Source organism: Kitasatospora sp. NPDC057692, assembly GCF_042799475.1.
Classification (GTDB): Bacteria; Actinomycetota; Actinomycetes; order Streptomycetales; family Streptomycetaceae; genus Kitasatospora.
In genome coordinates this window covers 1-20,518 of the sequence record NZ_JBHVIV010000121.1, presented here as the reverse complement: position 1 = coordinate 20,518, position 20,518 = coordinate 1, and the positions used below count along the sequence as shown (strand labels likewise).

At 74.8% G+C, this 20,518-nt stretch carries 23 protein-coding genes; 19 read left to right on the top strand and 4 right to left on the bottom strand.

Annotated elements, in window-relative coordinates; genetic code table 11:
• Nucleotides 1-187 precede the first annotated feature (187 nt).
• The 10 genes from ACFVFS_RS37530 to ACFVFS_RS37485 all read left to right on the top strand — a co-directional run bounded on the left by ACFVFS_RS37530 (nt 188) and on the right by ACFVFS_RS37485 (nt 7,814).
• On the top strand, nt 188-505 hold the full coding sequence (locus ACFVFS_RS37530; protein ID WP_380629485.1) for a hypothetical protein: 318 nt from the start codon (nt 188-190) through the stop codon (nt 503-505).
• A gap of 519 nt (nt 506-1,024) precedes the next feature.
• Nucleotides 1,025-3,235, top strand: a complete 2,211-nt coding sequence (locus ACFVFS_RS37525; RefSeq protein WP_380629484.1) for a hypothetical protein — start codon at nt 1,025-1,027, stop codon at nt 3,233-3,235.
• Between the two features lie 84 nt (nt 3,236-3,319).
• Nucleotides 3,320-3,532, top strand: a complete 213-nt coding sequence (locus ACFVFS_RS37520; protein ID WP_350572024.1) for a cold-shock protein — start codon at nt 3,320-3,322, stop codon at nt 3,530-3,532.
• A 208-nt stretch (nt 3,533-3,740) separates the two neighbouring features.
• A complete protein-coding gene (locus ACFVFS_RS37515; protein ID WP_380629483.1) occupies nt 3,741-4,223 on the top strand; it encodes a MarR family winged helix-turn-helix transcriptional regulator in 483 nt (160 codons plus the stop codon).
• Complete coding sequence (locus tag ACFVFS_RS37510) at nt 4,220-4,702, top strand: MarR family transcriptional regulator (RefSeq protein ID WP_380629482.1); 483 nt, start codon at nt 4,220-4,222, stop codon at nt 4,700-4,702. Before ACFVFS_RS37515 ends, ACFVFS_RS37510 begins: the two co-directional genes overlap by 4 nt.
• Before the next feature lie 70 nt (nt 4,703-4,772).
• On the top strand, nt 4,773-5,402 hold the full coding sequence (locus ACFVFS_RS37505) for an ArsR/SmtB family transcription factor (RefSeq protein ID WP_380629481.1): 630 nt from the start codon (nt 4,773-4,775) through the stop codon (nt 5,400-5,402).
• Nucleotides 5,399-6,136, top strand: a complete 738-nt coding sequence (locus ACFVFS_RS37500) for an SRPBCC domain-containing protein (protein ID WP_380629480.1) — start codon at nt 5,399-5,401, stop codon at nt 6,134-6,136. The genes ACFVFS_RS37505 and ACFVFS_RS37500 overlap by 4 nt, the downstream gene beginning before the upstream one ends.
• 63 nt (nt 6,137-6,199) lie before the next feature.
• Nucleotides 6,200-6,772 (top strand): dihydrofolate reductase family protein, encoded by a 573-nt coding sequence (locus tag ACFVFS_RS37495; RefSeq protein WP_380629479.1) that lies wholly within the window; start codon nt 6,200-6,202, stop codon nt 6,770-6,772.
• A gap of 139 nt (nt 6,773-6,911) precedes the next feature.
• The gene (locus ACFVFS_RS37490; RefSeq protein WP_380629477.1) at nt 6,912-7,430 is read left to right on the top strand and encodes a GNAT family N-acetyltransferase; all 519 of its coding nucleotides are present in this window, start codon (nt 6,912-6,914) and stop codon (nt 7,428-7,430) included.
• 81 nt (nt 7,431-7,511) lie between these two features.
• The gene (locus ACFVFS_RS37485) at nt 7,512-7,814 is read left to right on the top strand and encodes a DUF1905 domain-containing protein (protein ID WP_380629476.1); all 303 of its coding nucleotides are present in this window, start codon (nt 7,512-7,514) and stop codon (nt 7,812-7,814) included.
• Between the two features lie 59 nt (nt 7,815-7,873).
• Here the strand turns inward: ACFVFS_RS37485 and ACFVFS_RS37480 are convergent, their stop codons facing one another.
• A complete protein-coding gene (locus tag ACFVFS_RS37480; protein ID WP_380629475.1) occupies nt 7,874-8,740 on the bottom strand; it encodes a GNAT family N-acetyltransferase in 867 nt (288 codons plus the stop codon).
• Nucleotides 8,741-8,896: 156 nt separating this feature from the next.
• On the opposite strand from ACFVFS_RS37480, the gene ACFVFS_RS37475 reads away from it, so the two are divergent.
• From ACFVFS_RS37475 to ACFVFS_RS37455, 5 genes are all read left to right on the top strand, one after another.
• On the top strand, nt 8,897-9,904 hold the full coding sequence (locus ACFVFS_RS37475) for a CPBP family intramembrane glutamic endopeptidase (protein ID WP_380629474.1): 1,008 nt from the start codon (nt 8,897-8,899) through the stop codon (nt 9,902-9,904).
• 1 nt (nt 9,905) lies between these two features.
• Complete coding sequence (locus tag ACFVFS_RS37470) at nt 9,906-11,261, top strand: sensor histidine kinase (RefSeq protein ID WP_380629473.1); 1,356 nt, start codon at nt 9,906-9,908, stop codon at nt 11,259-11,261.
• Nucleotides 11,213-11,857 (top strand): response regulator, encoded by a 645-nt coding sequence (locus ACFVFS_RS37465; RefSeq protein WP_380629486.1) that lies wholly within the window; start codon nt 11,213-11,215, stop codon nt 11,855-11,857. The genes ACFVFS_RS37470 and ACFVFS_RS37465 overlap by 49 nt, the downstream gene beginning before the upstream one ends.
• Before the next feature lie 63 nt (nt 11,858-11,920).
• The gene (locus tag ACFVFS_RS37460; protein WP_380629472.1) at nt 11,921-12,859 is read left to right on the top strand and encodes an NAD(P)-dependent oxidoreductase; all 939 of its coding nucleotides are present in this window, start codon (nt 11,921-11,923) and stop codon (nt 12,857-12,859) included.
• 5 nt (nt 12,860-12,864) lie between these two features.
• On the top strand, nt 12,865-13,293 hold the full coding sequence (locus ACFVFS_RS37455) for a PPOX class F420-dependent oxidoreductase (protein WP_380629471.1): 429 nt from the start codon (nt 12,865-12,867) through the stop codon (nt 13,291-13,293).
• A 704-nt stretch (nt 13,294-13,997) separates the two neighbouring features.
• Here ACFVFS_RS37455 and ACFVFS_RS37450 read toward each other — a convergent pair.
• Entirely contained in the window at nt 13,998-14,621 is a 624-nt protein-coding gene (locus ACFVFS_RS37450; RefSeq protein ID WP_380629470.1) for a GNAT family N-acetyltransferase, read from the bottom strand.
• Nucleotides 14,622-14,718: 97 nt separating this feature from the next.
• On the opposite strand from ACFVFS_RS37450, the gene ACFVFS_RS37445 reads away from it, so the two are divergent.
• Nucleotides 14,719-16,017, top strand: coding sequence for a DUF418 domain-containing protein (locus tag ACFVFS_RS37445; protein WP_380629468.1), 1,299 nt, complete (start codon nt 14,719-14,721; stop codon nt 16,015-16,017).
• Nucleotides 16,018-16,260: 243 nt separating this feature from the next.
• Complete coding sequence (locus tag ACFVFS_RS37440) at nt 16,261-17,055, top strand: metal-dependent hydrolase (RefSeq protein WP_380629466.1); 795 nt, start codon at nt 16,261-16,263, stop codon at nt 17,053-17,055.
• Between the two features lie 88 nt (nt 17,056-17,143).
• On the opposite strand, the gene ACFVFS_RS37435 is transcribed toward ACFVFS_RS37440, so the two are convergent.
• Both ACFVFS_RS37435 and ACFVFS_RS37430 read right to left on the bottom strand, forming a co-directional pair.
• The gene (locus ACFVFS_RS37435; protein ID WP_380629464.1) at nt 17,144-18,184 is read right to left on the bottom strand and encodes a hypothetical protein; all 1,041 of its coding nucleotides are present in this window, start codon (nt 18,182-18,184) and stop codon (nt 17,144-17,146) included.
• 104 nt (nt 18,185-18,288) lie between these two features.
• Nucleotides 18,289-18,570, bottom strand: a complete 282-nt coding sequence (locus ACFVFS_RS37430) for a metal-sensitive transcriptional regulator (RefSeq protein ID WP_380629462.1) — start codon at nt 18,568-18,570, stop codon at nt 18,289-18,291.
• A gap of 214 nt (nt 18,571-18,784) precedes the next feature.
• On the opposite strand from ACFVFS_RS37430, the gene ACFVFS_RS37425 reads away from it, so the two are divergent.
• The gene (locus ACFVFS_RS37425) at nt 18,785-19,060 is read left to right on the top strand and encodes a heavy-metal-associated domain-containing protein (protein WP_380629461.1); all 276 of its coding nucleotides are present in this window, start codon (nt 18,785-18,787) and stop codon (nt 19,058-19,060) included.
• Between the two features lie 129 nt (nt 19,061-19,189).
• Nucleotides 19,190-20,518, top strand: a 1,329-nt coding sequence (locus ACFVFS_RS37420; RefSeq protein WP_380629460.1) for a heavy metal translocating P-type ATPase, incomplete at its 3' end; no start/stop codon positions are given.

Genomic DNA, 20,518 nt, shown 5'->3' with positions numbered 1-20,518 from the left:
GCCTCCCCCCACCCGTTGTTCTTTTAGCTTGGTGGCCCCCCGCCCGTCTGGGCGTGTCCGCCACCGCCCTGGCGGGGGGGGCCGGGGCGGCCCTGCCCCCGCCCCGCCCGCCCCCTCCGGAAGTTCCCCGCTACGTGCCCGGTCCGTGGCCCTAGACTCGGGCGCGAGCCTGACGGAGTGAGGGACTGTGGAGTACTGCCGCCACGAGTTGAGCAACTGCGCGGACTGCGCCCCGCGCGAGCGGAGCGGCGGGGGAGCGCCCGGCGCCGAGTGGGACGGCTGGCCGCCGTCGGCGATCATCATCCACGCGAGCCGCAAGGCGCACCTGCCCGGCTGCTCGCACATCGTCCCGGCCGACGTCCGGCCCCCCGTCTACGGCTGGGTGCCCGCCCCCGCCCCGGGCGCCTGGCGGCGGCTCTCCGCCTCCAGCCCGCTGCAGGCCACCGAGGGCAACACCCGGCGCTCCGCGGTGAGCCGCTGCCAGGACTGCGACGCCACCCAGTAGGGGTGACGAGGCGTCACCTCGGCGGGCGGGCGGCGAACTCCGCTTCCGCACCGAGATCCTGGGCCTGGACAACACCGTGATGGACACCCTGGAGGCGAACCAGCACGACGTCGGCGCCGTCGCCAACGGCGTCCCGATCGTCCTCACCGCCGGCGGCGAGATCAGCTCCCACGCGTGATCGGAAGCCGCCGCTCGCCCCGGCCGAGGCGTTGAGGGTGTCGCGGCGCGTGCCGCGCGAGGTGATGCCGGGCTCGGCGCGGGCATCGCCCGGCGGCGCGGTTCGGAACGCTCGTTCCGGCGAACTGACGAACGGTCACATCCCGTTCACCTGACCTTGGTTCCGGACAGGGTGGGGCGGGTTCGGGCCAGCTGCCCGGAATCGCGGTTCGTGGGCCGCCGGTCGGCGCGTACCGTCGAAAGGCTCGTCGGCATCGCTTCCCCGCATTCCCCCGGTACCGGTCCTCCACTGCGCGTCGTCTGCCCGCATCGTGTGAAACGCCGAGGTAGGGAGTCCTCATCGTGCCCGCTCTGCTGAACTACGAGATCGTCACGGATCCGACATCGCTCCAGGTGTCCTCCGACGGGGTGCCGTCGGTCGGGACGGTGTACGTGATCGCCTCCAACACCCACCAGGCCCCGGTGAAGTGGGAGTACATCGACGTCGAGATCCCGGTCGGAAAGGACCCCGAGCACCTGACGGAGGATCCTGCGGCGATCACGGCGAGCATCAGCAAGACGGGTGCGCGGAAGTGGCGGGTGGCGCCGACCTTCGCGCGGGAGGGCGAGGCGCGGTTCCGGGCGAAGGACCCCTACGACGAGCCGGTGACCCTGCGCCGCGAGGAGGCCCTGATCCTGAAGCTGGAGAACATCCCCGTCTCCGGCAAGGAGGGCCTGGTCTGCCTGACCATCCACGAGAAGTCCGAGGGCGGGGACAGCGTCGCGGCCGAACGCTCGGGCCACTACACGACGATCCTGGGCGTGGCCAAGCAGAGTTCGAAGGCCCCGCGCAACTTCCGTGCGGAGAGCTCCCTGCTGGACGTGGACGCGGGTGACAGCCTCGTCCTGAGGTGGGACGGGCCCAGCAACCTCGACTACTGGGTGCTCGACGCCACGGGGACCGAGGTCCACTACGCTCCGGCGTCCCGCGCCGGTGTGGTGACGCAGGAGGGCTACTCCCCGTACGTCGAGGCTCCGAAGCGCGGTACCACCTACACCCTGGTGGCCGCGGCGGCCGACGCCGGGCAGGCCCGGGCGGGCTACTTCCTCACCACCACCGTCCACGCCCGCATTCCCGAGTTCGAGAGCGGCACCCGCACGCTGTGGGTCGAGGGGACGGCGGCCAAGGGCCGGGTCGCCTTCGCCGAGGACGGCGTGGCGGTCCAGAAGGTCGGGAGCGAGGGCCACGTCCCGGGCCGGGTGGCGGCCGACAGCGCCGACGTGCAGAGCGTGAAGACGGTGCTGGTGCGGGGCCGGGGCGACGCCGACGGGTGGATCGACTTCCCGGAGAGCGGTGTCGAGGTGTTCCACGGTCCGGGGCGGGACCTGGGCACGGTGGACGCGGACACGGTGAAGGCGCGGCAGGTGCGGGGCCGGAACGAGGCCGACGGCGGGATCGACTTCCCGGAGCGCGGTGTCAACGTGTTCCACGGCCCGCAGCAGGAGGCGGGCGCCCTCATCGCCCGCCAGGCCGACGTGGACAGCGTGAAGACCAAGTGGGTGCAGGGGCGTACCGACAGCGCCGGGTGGATCGACTTCCCGGACACGGGCATCGAGGTGTTCCACGGCCCGAACCGGGACCTGGGCACGGTGGACGCGGACACGGTGAAGGCGCGGCAGGTGCGGGGCCGGAACGAGGCCGACGGCGGCATCGGCTTCCCGGAGAGCGGCGTGAACGTGTTCCACGGCCCGCAGCAGGAGGCCGGCACCGTCACCGCCCACCGGGCCGACGTGACCGGGGTGAACACCGCCTGGGTGCAGGGCCGGGACGGCGGCGCGGGGTGGATCGAGTTCCCGGCGGCCGGGCTGAACGTCTTCCAGGGTGCCGGGAACCGGCAGTGGGGGACGGTCGCGGCCGGCAAGGCGGACCTCGACGATCTGGTCACCGCCCGTGCGCTGGTGAAGGAGCGCCTGACCGTCCAGGGCGGGCTGACGGTGGGTGACGTGCTGGAGACGCAGGAGGGCCCGTCCCGCCTGATCGTCCACGGCCGCCTGGAGGCCGAGGAGGAGGTCTCCGCCCACCGGAGGCTCTCCGTCGGCGGCGACCTCTCGACCAACGGCGACCTCACCGTGCACGGCGACGTCCACCCGCTGCGGAACCTGGAGGTCGGCGGTGACCTCACCGTCCACGGCGACGTCCGGCCGCTGCGGAACCTGGAGGTCGGCGGCACGGTCAGCGCGAGCGACCTGACGGTCGGGGGCAAGCTGACGACCACCGGCGAGTACGCCCTCACCGTCCACGGGGCCGCCGTCTTCGACGGGAAGGTCAACGCCAACCAGCACCTCTCGGTCCGCGGGGACGGCGGGTGGGTCATCCACACCAACGACGAGAAGGTGGCCGTCCACGCCAACTTCTGGGTCAGCGGGGAGTCGCTGTTCCACGGGAAGGTCAACGCCAACAAGCACCTGTCGGTCCGCAACGAGGGCGTCGGCTGGATCCTGCACACCGGTGACGACAAGGTGGCGATCCAGGCCGACCTGCGGGTCCACGGGAACCTGCACGCGGACAGCTGACGCCATCGCTACGCTTCGTGCCCGACCGGCGCCACTGCGTGAGAGACTGGCGCGGTCAGCGTGATCCGCATGCAAGGAGAAGACATGGCCGAGCGCGAGAACGGCACCGTGAAGTGGTTCAACGACGAGAAGGGCTACGGCTTCATCACCCCGGAGTCCGGTCCTGACCTGTTCGTGCATTTCAGGGCGATCGAGGGGAGCGGCTTCAAGTCCCTCGTCGAGGGTCAGAAGGTGACGTTCGAGGCGGTCCAGGGCCAGAAGGGCATGCAGGCCGACAAGGTCCAGGTCGTCGCCTGAGGCCGGAAGCGGTCACGACCGGGGCTCGCGCACGCGCGTGGGCCCCGGTCGGTCGTCGGCCCCGTCCTCCGGCGGGAGGACCAGGTGCCGGCCGCCGCGCTCCAGGAAGCGCCAGGACTCGGAAGCGGTTCTCCGGGGGCGACTTCCGGGGGTGAACGGCCGGCGAAAACAGTAGCCATGGACATAGTAGCCATGTACGGTATCCGCCATGAGTTCAGCAGCAGAGCACGCCACCGCGGGGTCCCTGGTCTGGCGGCTGTCGATGAAGTGGCGGGTGGCGGTCGACCGGGCCGTCGCGCCGCTGGGGCTGACGCACGCCCAGTACGTCCTGGTGACCTCGCTGTACGGCCTGACGAGCTCCGGGGAGCAGCCGAGCCAGCGTCAGCTCGCCGACCGCACCGGCCTGGAGCCGTTGTACGTCTCCAAGCTCGCCCGCGGCCTGGAGGCCGCCGGCCTGCTCGCCCGCGCCCGGGACCCGCGTGACCCGCGGGCCATGCGGCTGGCCCTCACCGAGGAGGGGCTCGACGTCACCCGTCGCGCAATCGCGGTGGTCCAGCGGCTGTTGGACCAGCTGCTGGAACCGCTCGGCGGTCAGGACAGCGCGCGGACCGGCCGGTTGAAGGGCGAGCTGGCGGCCCTGCTCGACACCCCCCTCGATCCCTTCACCGCCCAGGACAAGGAGCCGTCATGACCACCCCTCCCACCCCTCCCACCACCGCGCCCGCCGTCAACGGCCGGGTCGTCGCCCTGGCCCACTACGCCTCCCGCGCGCTCCTGGAGGGCGTGCTCACCCGCCACGGCCTCACCTTCGAGCAGAGCGTCGCGCTGCGCGCCCTCGACGCCGCCGGCGGCTCGCTCGGCCGGGACGCGCTCGTCGCCGGCGTCGTCGGCTCGCTGAAGGCCCCCGAGCCGGCCGTGCGCGCCGTCGTCGACGGGCTGGCGGCCGCCGGGCTGGTGGAGGAGGACCCGGCGGAGGCGTCCCGGCTGCGCTTCACGGGCGCCGGCCGCGCGCTGGCCGACCGCACCGGAGTCGAGGGTGCCGAGATCGCCGCCCGCCTCTACGCCGGCATCCGAGCCGAGGACCTCGCCGCCGCCGGCCGGGTGCTGGCCCTGGTCGCGCGGCGGGCCGACGCCGAACTGGAGGCCCGCGCCACCGGGGCGGAGGGCTGACCGGGGGCGGCGCGCCACCGACAAGAAGTTTCTCCTTGACAAATTTTTTTGTCGGTAGCACTCTGGAGGCGTGCTCGACGTTGCTGTGATCGAAGACCCCGCCGCTGCCGAGGCGTCCCTGGACCCCATCCGGTCCCGGATCCTCGCCGCCCTGGCCGAGCCCGGCTCGGCGGCCATGCTGGCCGCCCGGCTGGACCTGCCCCGGCAGAAGGTCAACTACCACCTGAAGGAGCTGGAGCGGCACGGACTGGTCGAACTCGCCGAGGAACGGCGCAAGGGCAACGTCACCGAACGGGTGTACCGGGCCACCGCCGCCTCCTACGTGATCTCGCCCGCCGCGCTGGCCGCCGTGAGCCCGGACCCGTCCCGCTCGCCCGACCAGCTCTCCGCCCGGTGGCTGCTGGCGCTGGGCTCCCGGCTGGTGCAGGAGGTGGGCACGCTGCTCACCGGCGCCGCCCGGGCGCGGCGGCGGGTCGCCACCTTCGGCATCGACGCACAGGTGCGGTTCGCCTCGGCGGCCGACCGCACCGCCTTCGCCGACGAGCTCGCCCAGGCGGTCGCCGTCCTGGTCAGCCGCTACCACGACGAGTCGGCCCCCGGCGGACGCACTCACCGGGTGGTCGCCGGCCTCCACCAGATCCCCGGGCCTGCCGCCGGCCCGGACACCGCCCCCGAACCAGGACCGGAGAACTCCCGATGACCCACCCGTTCGAGATCGAGCTGGAGACCGTCCTGCCGGCGAGCCCGGACGAGGTCTGGGAGGCGATCGCCACCGGACCCGGCCTGGACTCCTGGTTCATGGGCCGCAACGAGCTGGACCCGCGCGAGGGCGGCACCGCCGCCATGCAGATCGGCGGCCACCGCGAGGACGCGGTGATCACCGCCTACGAGCCCGGAAGGCGCCTGGCCACCCGCACCGCCACCGCAGAGGACGGCCGCTTCATGGCCTTCGAGTACCTCATCGAGGGCCGCGCGGGCTCCGCCACCGCGCTCCGGGTCGTCCACTGCGGCCTGCTCGGCGACGACTGGGAGGACGAGTACGACGCGCTGCGCCGCGGCTGGCCGTTCCACCTGCACACCCTGCGCGAGTACCTGGCGCACTTCCCGGGCCGCACCGGCACCCCGGTCTTCGCCGTCGGGTCGGTGCCCGGGCGGCCGGCGGAGGAGCTCCGCGCCGCCCTGGCCGACGCCCTCGCCCTGCCGCTCCCGCCCGCCGTCGGCGCGCGGCTGCGCGCCGAGCCGGCCGGACTGCCGCCGCTGGAGGGCGAGGTGGTCTGGGCGGACGCCGAGCGCTTCGCCGCCCGCACCGCCGACGGCCTCTACACCTTCCACCACAGCGCCGGCCTGGTCCTGATGTTCCACCACCTCTTCGGCCCGCACCAGGAGGACGCGGAGCCCGCCTGGCAGCAGTGGCTGGCCGGCGTGCTCGCCTGACCCGCGCCCGATCCGCGCCCGATCCGCACCCCACCATTCACCACCGCTCACCGAGGAAACACCATGCGCACCCTGATCAGCACCGCGTTCATCTCCCTCGACGGCGTCGTCGAGGCCCCCGGCGGTGAACCCGGCTACCGCAACTCGGGCTGGACCTTCAAGGACATCGAGTTCGTCCCCGAGGCCTTCGAGATCAAGGGCCGGGAGCAGGAGGAGGCCGGCGCCGTGCTGCTCGGCCGGGTCAGCTACCAGGCCTTCAGCCCGGTGTGGCCGGACATGGCGGAGTTCGCCCGCTACAAGGAGCTGCCGAAGTACGTCGTCTCCACCACCCTCACCGAGGACGACCTGGTGGGGAACTGGGGCGAGACCACCATCCTGCGCTCGCTCGACGAGGTCGCCGCCCTGAAGCGGACCGAGGGCGGCCCGATCATCGTCCACGGCAGCGCGGCCCTCAACCAGGCCCTCTCCGACGCCGGCCTCGTCGACCGGTACCACCTGCTCGTCTACCCGCTGCTGCTCGGCGCGGGCAAGCGCCTGTTCAGCGGCACGGACAAGGACGCCCAGAAGCTGAAGCTGGTCGAGCACGCGGTCTACTCCAACGGCCTGCAGAAGCAGGTCTTCGACGTGGTCCGCTGACGCCGCGCCGGTTCCCCCGCCCGCCCGCCGCCTCCCGGAGCCCCACCGCTCCCGCAGGCCGCGGGCGGCCCGGCTCGCCTCCGGCCGAGGCCACCCCCGGCCCGTTCCGGTGAACGGGCCGGGATGGCAGCATGCGGGAATGACCGATCTTCAGAACACCGTGGTTCCGCTGGACGACTACGACATGTCCGAGATCCTCGGCGACACCCCCGACGCGTTCGGGGTCGCCGAGCTGGGATTCACCTGGCGGCCCAAGGAGCACCACGTCGGGATCCGCGCGGAGCCGGACGGCCGGCTCGTCGCGCACGCCGGGCTGGTGGTCCTGCCGGTGACGGCGGGCGGCCGGCACACGGAGCTCGTCGGGCTGGGCGGTGTGGCCGTCGCCGCCGACCGGCGCGGGCGCGGCCTCGCCCGCGCGGTGGTGGACGGCGCGCTGGCCCGCGCCCGCGCCCTGGGTCCGTCGACGGCGATCCTGTTCTGCCGCCCCGACGTGGCCGGCCTCTACGCACGCCTCGGCTGGCGTCCGGTGGAGGGGCCCGTGGAGGTCGAACAGCCCGCCGGCCCGGTGGTGATGCCGCTGCGCACGATGTGGTTCCCGCTGCGGGAGGGCGCGCAGTTCCCCGAGGGCGCCGTGCGGCTGCACTCCCTGCCCATGTGACGGGGCGCGACGGAGGACACCCAGGGCGCCCCGTGGCGCGTGAACGGCGGGGTTGTCGGTGGCACGTGCGATGCTGGGCGGGTGGTGTTCGATTTTGAGGCCGAGCTCTGGATCTGGGACGCCCGGCGCGCCGACAGCTGGACCTTCGTCAGCCTGCCCGTCGAGGCCTCCGAGGAGATCCGCGACGTCGCCGCCGGGCCGCGCCGCGGCTTCGGCTCGCTACGGGTGCGGGTCACGCTCGGCGGCAGCGTCTGGCAGACGTCGATCTTCCCGGACAGCACCCGCGGTTGCTACGTCCTGCCGGTCAAGCGCGCCGTCCGCACGGCCGAGGACCTCGAACCGGGCGACACCGCCGCCGTCACGGTCGAACTGATCGACCTCTAGGCCGCCGAGGCCGGGACCGGGACCGCTGAGACCGCTGAGGGCGCTGGACGCCCGGCCCGCTACAGCACCCGCTGGTACTGGTGGCTCTCGTGGGTCGGCCGGTAGCCCAGCGACTCGTTGACGCTCCGCATGGGGGAGTTGTCCTCGGCGGTGTCGGTCAGCAGACCGGCGAGCCCCGGATACCGGACGCGCGCCCCGCGGATCGCCTCGGCCTTCATCCGGCGGGCGAGCCCGCGGCCGCGGTGCGTCGGCAGGACGGCGGTGCCGTAGTGCTGACCGTCGCCGAGTCCGTCGGCCGGGACGACCAGCTCGGTGAACCCGGCGATCGAGCCGTCGGCCACCCGGACGGCCGCCACCGTGTGCAGGTGCTCGCCGCGCTCCGCGACGGCCCGGGCCACCGTCCGCAGCCGCTCGACGTCCCAGGTCATCGTGCCGTAGTCGACCTCGCCCGTCGGCATGTCGTCCATCGCCCGCCGCGCGGTCGCGTAGGACGCGGCGAGGGCGTCGGGCACGGTGCCGTCCCAGGACACCAACCGATAGTCCGGGTGGCCCGCTTCGGCGGCCGCGTCCTCGCCGGCCGTCGTGAGGTCCAGCCGCGCGTGCCGCAGGGTCAGCGCCCGGTGGAACCCGTGCGCCAGCAGGAAGGCCTCGCCCGCGGTCCCGCCGTCCGCCGGTGCCACCACGGCCCGCCGCCCCTCGGCCCGCGCCGTCGTCAGCACGGAGTCGACCAGCCGCGATCCGGCGCCCCTGCGCCGTTCCGCCGGGTGCACCCGGACCGCCAGTTCGGCGAGGTGGTCCTGCCCTGGATCGGTGGGCAGGCGCAGGGAGGCGGTCCCGACCGGGTTCCCCTCCCCGTCGGCCGCGAGCCAGACGAGCCGTCGGCCGTACGAGGTCTGAGCAGGATCGGTCAGGGCGGTGATGCGCATCGACGAATTCACTCCATGGCAGGACGGACACCGGTCGTGGGGGTGCAGCTAGCTGTACCCCGCTTGGGCAGCTACCGGCAATGGCCCGGGGGCCGTGGAACGGAAGAGTCGACGTCGAAGGAAGCACGCGATCGAGCGGACCGGAAGGCGGACGACATGCGAGTACGGGGAGAACGGGACCAGCGCGCGGCGTGGAAGACGGAGGCGGCGCTGTTCCTCGCCGTGGCGTTCCCCGCCGCCGGAGCCCTGGGCGCGCTCCAGCCGGTGACCGGGATTCCGGAGGAGGTCGTCCAGCTCACCCAGTTCGGCCCGGCCGCCGGGGTGCTGGTGGCGGCGCTGGTGTGGCCGGAGCGGATCCGCGGGCGGCTGGCCGGGACGGGCGCCGGCACGCGGGCCGGGCGGAGCGACACCGCCTGGTCCGAGGCGGGCCGGAGCGACACCGCCTGGTCGCAGGCCGCCCGGCCCGACACCGCCCGGGCCGACACGGCCTGGGCGGGCCCGGGCCGCGCCGGGCTGCTGCTGCTGCTCACCGCGCCGCTGGTCATCCTGCTGGCCGCCGGGGCCTACGCGCTGCTCGACGGCGACGCCCGGCTGACCGACCCCCGCTCCCTCGCCCACCCGTTCACGCTGATCCTGCTGGCCCAGCTGGTCGGGGCGTGCGGCGAGGAGATCGGCTGGCGGTGCTTCCTCCAGCCGCTGCTGCGCACCCGCCTCGGTCCCGTCGCCGCCTCGGTCGTGGTGGGCCTGCTCTGGGGCGTCTGGCACGTCCAGGTGTTCGCGGCCCCGCCCGCGTACGCGGCCGGCTTCCTGCTGGGCACGGTGGCGATGTCGGTCGTCCTCGGCCTGGCGCTGGAGGGCGTGCGGGCGAACCGGCTGCTGCTGGCCGGCGGCTTCCACACCCTGGTCAACCTGGGCATGCTGCTGACGATGGACGAGGAGGACGGGGTGGCGCTGCCCATGGTGCTGTTCGGCGTCGCGTGCCTGTTGGCAGCGGTGCCGTGGCTGCTGCGGGCCCGGCGGCGGAGCGGCTCGCTCCCCGGCCACCCGCACCCGGACCACCCGCTCCCCGGCCACCCGCACCCGGACCACCCGCACCCGGACCTGGACCGGCCGCTGTCGGCCGCGCCGGATAGGATCCCGGCGGCGCGGCACGGGGCGCGCTGAGGTGACGGAGCGACGGGCGGGCATGGCGGCGGGGCGGGACGGGACGACAGGGACCGACGCGGGGGCGGTGCCCCCGGCGCGCGCCCAGCTGCGGGCGCTGGCCCGCTGTCAGCGGCTCTCGCTGTACTCCTTCGCGGTGAGCGCCGTCGGTGCCCTGGTGGTGGGGGCGCTGACGCTGCTCCCGATCGGGGCGGGCCGGCCGCTGCTGCCGGGCGCGGCGGGGGCGCTGCGCCGGCTGTCCGACCGCTACCGCTCCTGGACCGAGCTCTGGACGGGGACCAGGATCAGCCCGCCCGAGCCCCTGCCCGCGGCCGGCCCGCGGAGCCGGCGGGCCGTGGGCATCCTGGGCGATCACGGTTTCTGGCGGGACCTCAGGTGGTCGTGGCTGGAGCCGTGGACCGGCGGGATGCTGGTCGCGGTGCCGCTCGCTCTCGTCGCGTACGGACTGCTCGGCGCGGTGGTCCAGCCGTTCGTCTGGCCGTGGCTCGGCCCCGACAACTGGTACGCCTTCGTGCTCGTCGACTCCACCGCCTCGATGCTCGCCGCCGCCGTGCTCGGCCTGCTGTTCACCGGGGCGGGCCTGCGGCTGGCGCCCGCCGCGCTGGAACTGCACGCCCGCTGGAGCCTGCGTGCGCTCGCCGCGCCGTACACCACCGAGCTGGAGCGGCGGATCGAGCACCTCACCGACACCCGGGCCGAGGTGCTGGACGCCCGGGCGGACGAACTGCGGCGCATCGAACGGGACCTGCACGACGGCGCGCAGGCCAGGCTGGTCGCCGTCGGCATGGCCCTGGACGAGGCGACCCGGATGCTGGACACCGATCCGGGCGGCGCCCGGGAGCTCCTGCGGGAGGTGCGGGCCGGTTCGGCGCGGGCGCTCCAGGACCTCCGCGACCTGGTCCACGGCATCCACCCGCCGATCCTCACCGACCGCGGCCTCGGCGACGCCGTCCGCTCCCTCGCGCTGGACAGCTTCCTCGACGTGCACGTCACGGCCGAGCTGCCGGGGCGCCTCCCGGCACCGGTCGAGACCGCCGCCTACTTCGCCGTCGCCGAGCTGCTGGCCAACGCGGCCAAGCACTCGGGCGGCCGCGAGGTGACGGTCCGCCTGGCGCACGCGGACGGCAGGCTGCGGGTCGTAGTCGCGGACGACGGGCACGGCGGCGCCCGCCCGGACCGGGGCACCGGCCTGCGCGGTGTGGTGCGCAGGCTGAGCACCGTCGACGGAACCCTCGCCCTGGACAGCCCGCCGGGCGGCCCGACCACCGTGACCCTGGAGATACCGTGCGAGCTGCCCTGCGAGATCCCCTGCGCGTCGTCCTCGCCGAAGACCTCTTCCTCCTCCGGGACGGCCTGATCCGCACCCTCCAGGAGCACGGCTGCGACGTGGTCGCCGCCGTCGACAACGGACCGGCCCTGCTGCGCGCGCTGCGCGAGCAGGAGCCGGACGTCGCCGTGGTCGACATCCGCCTGCCGCCGAGCTTCACCGACGAGGGCCTGCGCGCCACCCTGGAGGCGCGCCGCTCGCGGCCCGGCCTGCCGGTGCTGATCCTCTCCCAGTACGTCGACCAGCTCTACGCGCAGGAACTGCTGGCCGGCGGCCAGGGCGCGATCGGCTACCTGCTCAAGGACCGGGTCACCCATACCGCCCAGTTCGTGGACGCGGTGCGGACCGTCGCGGGCGGCGGCACGGTGATGGACCCGCAGGTGATCGCCAAGCTGCTGGCCCGCAGCGACGCCCGCGGCAACACCGCCGAGCTGACCCCTCGCGAGCACGAGGTGCTGGGGCTGATGGCCGAGGGCCGCTCCAACGCCGCGATCATGCACACCCTGCACATCGGCGAGAGCGCCGTCGCCAAGCACACCGCGAGCATCTTCGCCAAGCTCCGGATCGAGGCCTCCGCCGACGACAACCGGCGCGTCCTCGCGGTGCTCGCCCATCTGAAGCGCTGAGGCTCCGTCAGCTCGCCTCGGCGGCTTGACTCTCACACCGGTGTGAAGGTCCAGGATGGCGCCATGACCGACGATCGGAACGGATCAGCGAAAGACGTTCCCGTGGCCGTCCTCGGCCTCGGGCTGATGGGACGCGCCCTGGCCGGGGCGTTCCTGCGCGCGGGGCACCCCACCACGGTGTGGAACCGCACTCCGGGGAAGGCCGCCGAACTCGCCGAGGGGGGAGCCCGCTCCGCCGCCACGCCCGAGGAGGCGGTGGGCGCCGCCGCCCTGGTGGTGGTCTGCGTCTCCGACCACACCGCCGTGCGCGGCCTGCTCGACCGCCTCGACGCCGCGGGCCCGGACCTGCTCGCCGGCCGCGTCCTGGTCGACCTCACCTCCGGCACCGCCGCCGGGGCCCGGGAGCACGCCGCCCGGGTGGCCGCCGCGGGCGGCGGGTACCTGGACGGTGCGATCCTGGCCGTGCCGCCGGCCATCGGCACGCCCGAGGCCGTGGTGGTGTACAGCGGCGCCCAGGCCGACTTCGAGCGCGTCGCGCCCGCGCTGCGCAGCCTGGCCCCGGACGCCACCACCCACCTGGGCGAGGACCACGGCCTGTCCGCGCTGCACGACGCCGCCGTGCTGGGGCTGATGTGGAGCGTGCTGAACGGCTTCCTGCACGGCGCCGCGCTGCTCGGCGCGGCGGGCGTGGATGCGACGTCCTTCGCCCCGCTCGCCGCCCGCTCGGCGGTCACGGTGGCCGGCTGGCTGGCCGACTACGCCCGGCAGATCGACGCCGGAGCCTACCCGGCCGACGACGCCACCCTGGAGACCCACGCCGCCGCGATGGACCACCTCGCCGCGGAGAGCGCGGCCCTCGGCGTGAGCACCGAACTCCCCGACCTGCTCAGGGCGCTGGCCGGTCGCGCGCTGGCGGCCGGGCAGGGCGGCGCGAGCTACGTCGCCCTGGTCGAGCAGTTCCGCCGTCCTGCACCGCCCGCCGGGCCGGACGGCGGAGAATGACCGCCATGACGACGACTTTCGACCCCCGCGCCCTGCTCGCCGAGAGCCGCCTCGGCGTGCTGGCCACGCTCAAGTCCGACGGGCGCCCCCAGCTCTCGCCCGTGCTGCCGTACTACGACCGGGCCGCCGAGCGGCTCTACGTCTCGATGGCGGAGGGCCGCGCCAAGACGGCCAATCTGCGCCGCGACCCGCGCGCCGCCCTGGAGGTCACCCGCGCCGACGGGCGGGCCTGGGCCACCGCCGAGGGCACGGTCACCCTGTTCGGCCCGTCGACCGACCCCGCCGGGCCGGACGTGGAGGCCCTGGTCGACTACTACCGGCGCGCCGCCGGCGAGCACCCGGACTGGGACGAGTACCGGGCCGCCATGGTCGCCGACCGGCGGGTCCTCATGGTCCTCTCCGTCGACCACGTGTACGGCTCCCACCTGGGCTGAACGTGGGCTGAACGGCCCCGTCGGCGACGCCGGTCCGGGCGGCGGCGGCCGTCCGGACCGGCGCGCGGGGGCGGGGGGAAGGGGCCCGGCGTACGGCGGGTCCGTGAAGGCGCGGTCCGACTCGACCCGGGCGCGGCGGACCGTCCGGACCGTGCAGAGGTCCGCGCGGAGCCGCTCGAAGTCGGCGGACATCGGGACGCTTCGACCGCCCGGCGGCGCCGGCGGGCTCGACGGCGGCCCGAGCGGCAGCGCGCCGTCACCCGGCCGGAACCCCTCGGGGTGAGCCCGGAGCGGGCGAGCCGGATGGCCCCGCCGTCCCCGCCGTGCTCGGGCCCTGCGGCTGCCCCCCGACGTGCGGCGGCTGCCGGACGTTCCCCGGGTGGCCGGTGTCCAGGATCCGGAACCGGGCGATGCGGGTGACGTCCGGCCGGCGGCCGTTCCCGCCGAAGAGCGCGAGCCTGGTGCCGGTGTCGGAGTACGGGCCCGGGATCTCGGCCGACCTCGCCGGACGGTCGGCCTGCTGAATGGCCCACAGGTACACGACCGGCGGTGTCCCGCTGTAGGCGGCGACTACCGTGCTGCCCGCACGCGCCCCGATGACCGGGTGGCCGGGTGGCCGGGCGGGGTTCCGTTCGCGGTTCCTCCGCCCAGTCGCGGGGCGCCGGGCCGTCGCCGAGGGCCGCCGCGGTCGGCGGGGCGCACGGTCAGGCGCGGGCGTCGGCCGGGGTGACCGGGCGGAGCATGGTGGTGACCGCGCCGAAGCCCAGCAGCGTGCGCAGGTACGGGGTCCGCTCGGTGCGGGTGGCGGTGAAGCCGTGGCGCTCGTAGAGGGCGCGGGCGCGCGGGTTGACGTCGATGACGTCGAGCCGGACGCGGTGGCAGCCGTGCTCGGCGGCGACCGCCGCGACCTCGGTGAGCAGCCGCCCGCCGATGCCCAGGCCGCGCCGCCCGGCGTCCACGGCGATGCCGTCCATGACCAGTTCGCCCGGTGCGGGGGTGCGCTCGAAGAGGGCGAGGACGGCCAGCCGGGGCAGGCCGCGGAACAGGCCGTACGCGGCGAGCACGTCCCCGACGTCGCCGCCGGTCAGGCCGCGCCCGCCGAGCCGGTGGCCCGCCACGCCGACGACCTCCCCCTCGTGCACCGCGACGATGCCGCGGTCGTGGTGGAGGTGCTCGGCGAGGAAGGCCCGACCGGCCTCGGGCGGGTCGAGCGCCGGGCCCAGCTTGCGGCCGAAGGCCTCCCAGTACAGCGCGGCGACCCGCGCCTCGGCCCCGGCCGGCACCGCGCGCAGCAGTGCCGGTCCGCCGTTCCCGTCCGTGGTTCCCATGGTGGTGCGCCCCTCTCGTTCGAACTTGCGTGATCGAGCATATAACGTTCATTCTCGAAACGAGAGTTCTCATGGCGATAGTTCTGGAGGGGATTCCATGGAGCACACCCGATCCGCGACGACCACCACCACCCCGGACCGGGGGAGGGCCGGTCCGGGGCGGCTCGCCGACGTCGACGCACTGCGCGGATTCGCGCTGTTCGGCATCCTGACCGTCAACATCACCTACCTCGCCTCCGCCTTCCACGGCACCGGCGTCGACGAGCCGGGCTTCGGCTCGCCGCTCGACACCGGCGTGCGGGCCGTGGTGGCGCTGCTGTTCGAGGCCAAGTTCTTCCTGCTGTTCTCGTTCCTCTTCGGCTACAGCTTCACCCTGCAGCTGGACTCCGCCGAACGGCGCGGAGCCCGCTTCACCCCGCGCTTCCTGCGGCGCCTGGCCGGGCTGTTCGTGCTCGGGGGACTGCACGCCGTGCTGCTCTTCCCCGGCGACATCCTCACCACCTACGCGGTGCTCGGGCTGATCCTGCTCGCCCTGCACCGGATCCGGCCGCGCACCGCGGTGCGCACGGCCGTCGTGCTGTTCACGGTGACCTCCGCCGCCTACCTGCTGCTCGCACTGGCCCTGCGCGGCGCCGACGGCGGCGACCCGGCCGCCGCCGCGGCCGACGCGCAGCGGGCCACCGAGGCGCTGCGCGGCGGCTTCGGAGCGGTGGTCGGGGCGCACCTCGACCAGCTGCCGAGCGTGCTGTTCCTGCTGGTGTTCTTCCAGGCCCCGGCGGCCCTCGCGGCCTTCCTGCTCGGGCTGGCGGCCGGCCGGCACCGGGCGCTGAGCGACCTCTCCCGGCACGACCGGACGCTGCGCCGGCTGCAGGCCGTGGGCTTCCCGCTGGGCCTGCTCGGCGCGGGCGTCTACACCTGGTCGGCGATCGGCCACCCCGGCGACTCCGCCCAGGTGTTCGCGCTCGGAGTGGACGTGGTCACGGCGCCGCTGCTGGCGGCGGCGTACGCGGCCACCGTGCTGCGCCTCGCCCGCGGGCGGTACGGCCGGCGGCTGGTGGCGGTGCTGGCGCCGCCCGGGCGGATGACGCTGACCAACTACCTGACGCAGTCGCTGGTCTGCGTGCTGGTGTTCACCGGTGTGGGGGCCGGGCTGGTCGGGCGGGTGGCGCCGGCCGGGGTGGCGGCGATCGGCGTCGCGCTGTTCGCGGTGCAGGCGGTGTGCTGCCGCTGGTGGCTGGCCCGGCACCCGTACGGGCCGGTGGAGTGGCTGCTGCGCGCGCTCACCACGCTGTCCCGCCCGCGCTGGAGCGGCGCGGCCGAGGCCGGCACCGTGGAGGGCGGCGCTCCCGGGGGAGGGCGGGCGGCCGTGCCCGGCCCCCGGGGGCCGCTCGGCTGAGGTCCCGGGGCCCCTCCGGGGGCGCTCGCGACGCGCCCGGGCCGCAAAACCCTTCTCCGGGGTGATGCCGCGTCAGCGTGCCTGCTCGGCGGCCTCCCCCTCACCGCCGAATCCCATCCGCCATCCGGGTGAATTCACGGCTTCCGGCGTTTTCGATCATGGGCGACTATGCTGCGGCCCGGTCAGGCCCTCGCGAAAAGCCCTCGCGATGGGCGGTTCGGGACGAGGGCGGGAGCCGAGAAGATGATGGGACCGGCGCATTCGCTGTCCGGCGCGGCGGCGTGGCTGGGCGTGGGGGCGATCGCGGAGGCCATGGGTGAACCGATGCCCTGGCCGGTGCTGCTGACGGGGGCGCTGATCTGCGCGGGTGCCGCGCTGGCGCCGGACCTCGACCACAAGGCGGCGACCATATCCCGGGCGTTCGGCCCGGTGTCGCGGATCCTCTGCGAGGTGATCGACAACCTCTCCTACGCCGTCTACAAGGCGACCCGCAGCCGGCACGACCCGCGCCGCTCCGGCGGTCACCGCACGCTGACCCACACCTGGGTCTGGGCGGTGCTGTGCGGCGCGGGCGCATCGGCCGTCACCGTGTACGGCGGACGGTGGGGCGTGCTGGCGGTGCTCTTCGTGCACATGGTGCTGGCGATCGAGGGACTGCTGTGGCGCCAGGCCCGGGTCTCCAGCGACGTGCTGGTCTGGCTGCTCGGCGCGGCCGGCACCTGGGTGATCACCGGAGTGCTGGACAGGCCCGGCAACGGCGCGCTCTGGCTGTTCGACCAGCCGGGGCAGGAGTACCTGTGGATCGGCCTGCCGATCACCCTCGGCGCGCTGGTGCACTGCCTGGGCGACGCGCTGACCGTCTCGGGCTGCCCGGTGCTGTGGCCGATCCCGATCGGCCGCAAGCGCTGGTACCCGATCGGGCCGCCGAAGGGCATGCGGTTCCGGGCCGGCAGCTGGGTGGAGCTGAAGGTGTTGATGCCGGTGTTCATGGGCGCCGGCGGCCTGGCCGCGGTGGGGGCGCTCGGCTACTTCGGCTGAGCGGGCCGCAGTGCGGTGAACGGCGAACGGGCCCCGTGCCGGAGGAACTCCTCCGGTGCGGGGCCCGTTCCGCGTGTCCGCGGCGGGGTCAGTGCTGGTGTCCCGCGCCGTCGTGGCCGGTCGGTGCGGTGGCCGGTTCGGTGGCCGGTTCGGTGGTCGGCGCGGGCGCCTGCGGGGTGGCGGCCTCGGCGGCCTCGGCGGCCTCCGCGGCCGGAGCGGGCGCCGGGGCGCCGCCGACCGGGAGGGTGAACGCGGCGGTGTGCACCGCGCCCTGGTGCTGGAAGTCCAGGAACAGCCGGTACTCGCCGCCGCTGGGCGCCGTGGTGGTGAAGGTGATCGCCGGACCGCCGGCCGTGGCGGCGCCCTCGGGCAGGTGGCCGTCGGGGTGGACGTGCAGGTAGGCGAGGTCGCCGGCGCGCAGCGCGACCAGGTGGCCGGCCGCGCCCAGGTACGGCTGGAGGTCGGTGACGGGCCGGCCGTCCCGGCCGACGCTCAGCGTCAGCCGCCCGGCCCGGCCCGGGGTGAGCTCGCCGTCCAGGGTCACCGTGTAGCCGTCGACGGTGACGGTCCGCCCGGTGCTCGGCAGCGGGGCCGGGCGCAGCTCGCCGGCGGCGTGCAGGTCGGCGCCCAGGGTCAGGCCCTCGGCCTCGGCGGCCGGGGTGAAGTCGGCGAACACCCGGTACTCCCCGGCGGCCGGCAGGGCGACGGGCGCGCTCCAGGTGCCGTCGGCGGCGCGGACGGGGTGCAGGTGCTGGAAGGTGGCGAGGTCGCGCGGGGCGACGATCAGGTGCAGTTCCTTCTCGTGCGCCGGGCGGTAGCCGGTGACCGGCCGGCCGTCCGCGCCGAGGATGCGGAACCGCAGTTCGCTCGGGGCGCCGGCGGTGACGAAGGGGTTCTCCAGGGCGAGCGTGTAGCCGCGTTCCGAGACCTGCAGACCGCCCGGGAGCTGCTCGGCGGCGACCGTGGCCGCGCCGGTGCCGGCCGGGTCCGGGGTGTGCCCGGCGTGCGCGGCGCCCGTGGGGCGAGGGCCGGGCGCGCCGTCGCCGGTGAGGTGGCCGACGCCGTACGCGGCGCCGAAGGCGGTGGTCACCCCGGTGGCGAAGGCGGCGATCTTCAGGGCGGTGTTCATGGCGGACTCCTTGCGGCGCGGGCGTGGGTGCGGATGGCGGTGCGGACCGGGGTGCGGGCGGCGGTGCGGGCGGGGGCGGTGGACGGGGCGGGCCCGGGTGCGCCTCAGGCCCGCATCAGGCGGGCGATCGCCTGCGAGGCCTCGGTGACCTTGGCGTCCGCGTCGGCGCCGCCCTTGGCGATGGCGTCCTGGACGCAGTGGCCGAGGTGGTCGTCGAGCAGCTGGAGCGCGACCGACTGGAGCGCCTTGGTGACGGCCGAGATCTGGGTGAGCACCTCGATGCAGTAGCTGTCCGCGTCGACCATCCGCTGCAGTCCGCGGATCTGGCCCTCGACCCGGCGCAGCCTGCGCTGCACCTGGTCCTTCTCGTGGTGGTAGCCGGTCATGGGTTCTCCCTCGGTGATCGGTCAGGTGGCCCGGGATCGTCGAGCCGGCCCTCCGACGCCCTTGATTAGATACCCCCCTAGGGTATGCAGTCAAGGAGGGGTCGCCGCGGTCGAAGGGTTGCGCGGCATACCCCCCAGGGGTATAAAGGAGCCATCGCCGAGCGATACCCCCACCGGGTATCTCTGGCTCACCACCGATCCTACGGAGGAACCCATGTCCTGCTGCTCCACCGACGGCACCTGCTCCACCGGCGCGACCGTCACCGTCGACCCGCTCGCCGTCACCACCGTCTACGCCGTCGCCGGGATGACCTGCGGCCACTGCGAGCAGGCCGTCACCAAGGCGGTCTCCGCCCTCCCCGGCGTCACCGCCGTGCGCGTCGACGTCGCGGCCGGCCTGGTCACCGTCTCCGCCGCCGCGGAGCTGGACGACGCGGCCCTGAGTGCCGCCGTCGACGACGCCGGCTACGAGCTCACCGGCCGGGCCTGACCGCCCGGCGGGCCCGGGGCCCGACCCCCGCCCAGCACCTCCCCCGAACCCCCAGGGGGTATCGGGCCCCGGACCTGAACCCGCCCCACCGGAACCACCGGCCTCACCGACGACCCACGAGGAGCCCAGATGACCACCCAGGCACCCGCCTCCACCGAGGTGGAACTCCAGATCGGCGGCATGACCTGCGCCTCGTGCGCCGCCCGGATCGAGAAGAAGCTCAACCGCATGGACGGGGTCACCGCCACCGTCAACTACGCCACCGAGAAGGCCAGGGTGAGCGTCACCGGCGCCGTCGAGGTCGCGGACCTCATCGCCACCGTCGAGGCCACCGGCTACACCGCCGCGGTGCCCCGCCCCGCCTCGGCCGAGGCCGCCGGCGCGGACGGGCCCGCCGAGCCCGCCGACGAGCTCGCCCCGCTGCGCCAGCGGCTGATCACCGCGCTCGCCCTCGCCGTCCCCGTCATCGCGATGGCGATGGTCCCGGCCCTCCAGTTCGACAACTGGCAGTGGCTCTCGCTCACCCTCGCCGCCCCCGTCGTCACCTACGCGGCCTGGCCCTTCCACAAGGCCGCCTGGACCAACGCCCGGCACGGCGCGGCGACCATGGACACCCTGGTCTCGCTCGGCACCGGCGCCGCCTTCCTCTGGTCGCTCTGGGCGCTCTTCCTCGGCCACGCCGGGATGCCCGGCATGCGGCACGGCTTCGAGTTCACCATCGCCCGCAGCGACGGCTCGTCCAACATCTATCTGGAGGCCGCCGCGGGCGTCACCGCCTTCATCCTGGCCGGCCGGTACTTCGAGGCCCGCTCCAAGCGCACCGCGGGCGCCGCGCTCAAGGCGCTGCTGCAGCTCGGCGCCAAGGACGTCACCGTGCTGCGCGGCGGTACGGAGGTCCGCGTCCCGGTCGGCGAGCTGACCGTCGGTGAGCTGTTCGTGGTCCGCCCCGGCGAGAAGATCGCCACCGACGGCGTGGTGGTCGAGGGGGCCTCCGCCGTCGACGCCTCGATGCTCACCGGCGAGTCCGTGCCGGTCGAGGTCGGCGTCGGGGACACCGTCACCGGCGCCACCGTCAACGCCGGCGGCCGCCTGGTCGTCCGGGCCGCCCGGGTCGGCGCCGACACCCAGCTCGCCCGGATGGCCAAGCTCGTCGAGGACGCGCAGAGCGGCAAGGCCGCCGCCCAGCGGCTCGCCGACCGGATCTCCGCCGTCTTCGTGCCGGTCGTCATCACCCTCGCCCTGGCCACCCTCGGCTACTGGCTCGGTACCGGCGAGGGCTGGACCGCCGCCTTCACCGCCGCCGTCGCCGTGCTGATCATCGCCTGCCCCTGCGCCCTCGGCCTGGCCACCCCGACCGCCCTGCTGGTCGGCACCGGCCGCGGCGCCCAGCTCGGCATCCTCATCAAGGGCCCCGAGGTCCTGGAGAACACCCGCCGCGTCGACACCGTCGTCCTCGAC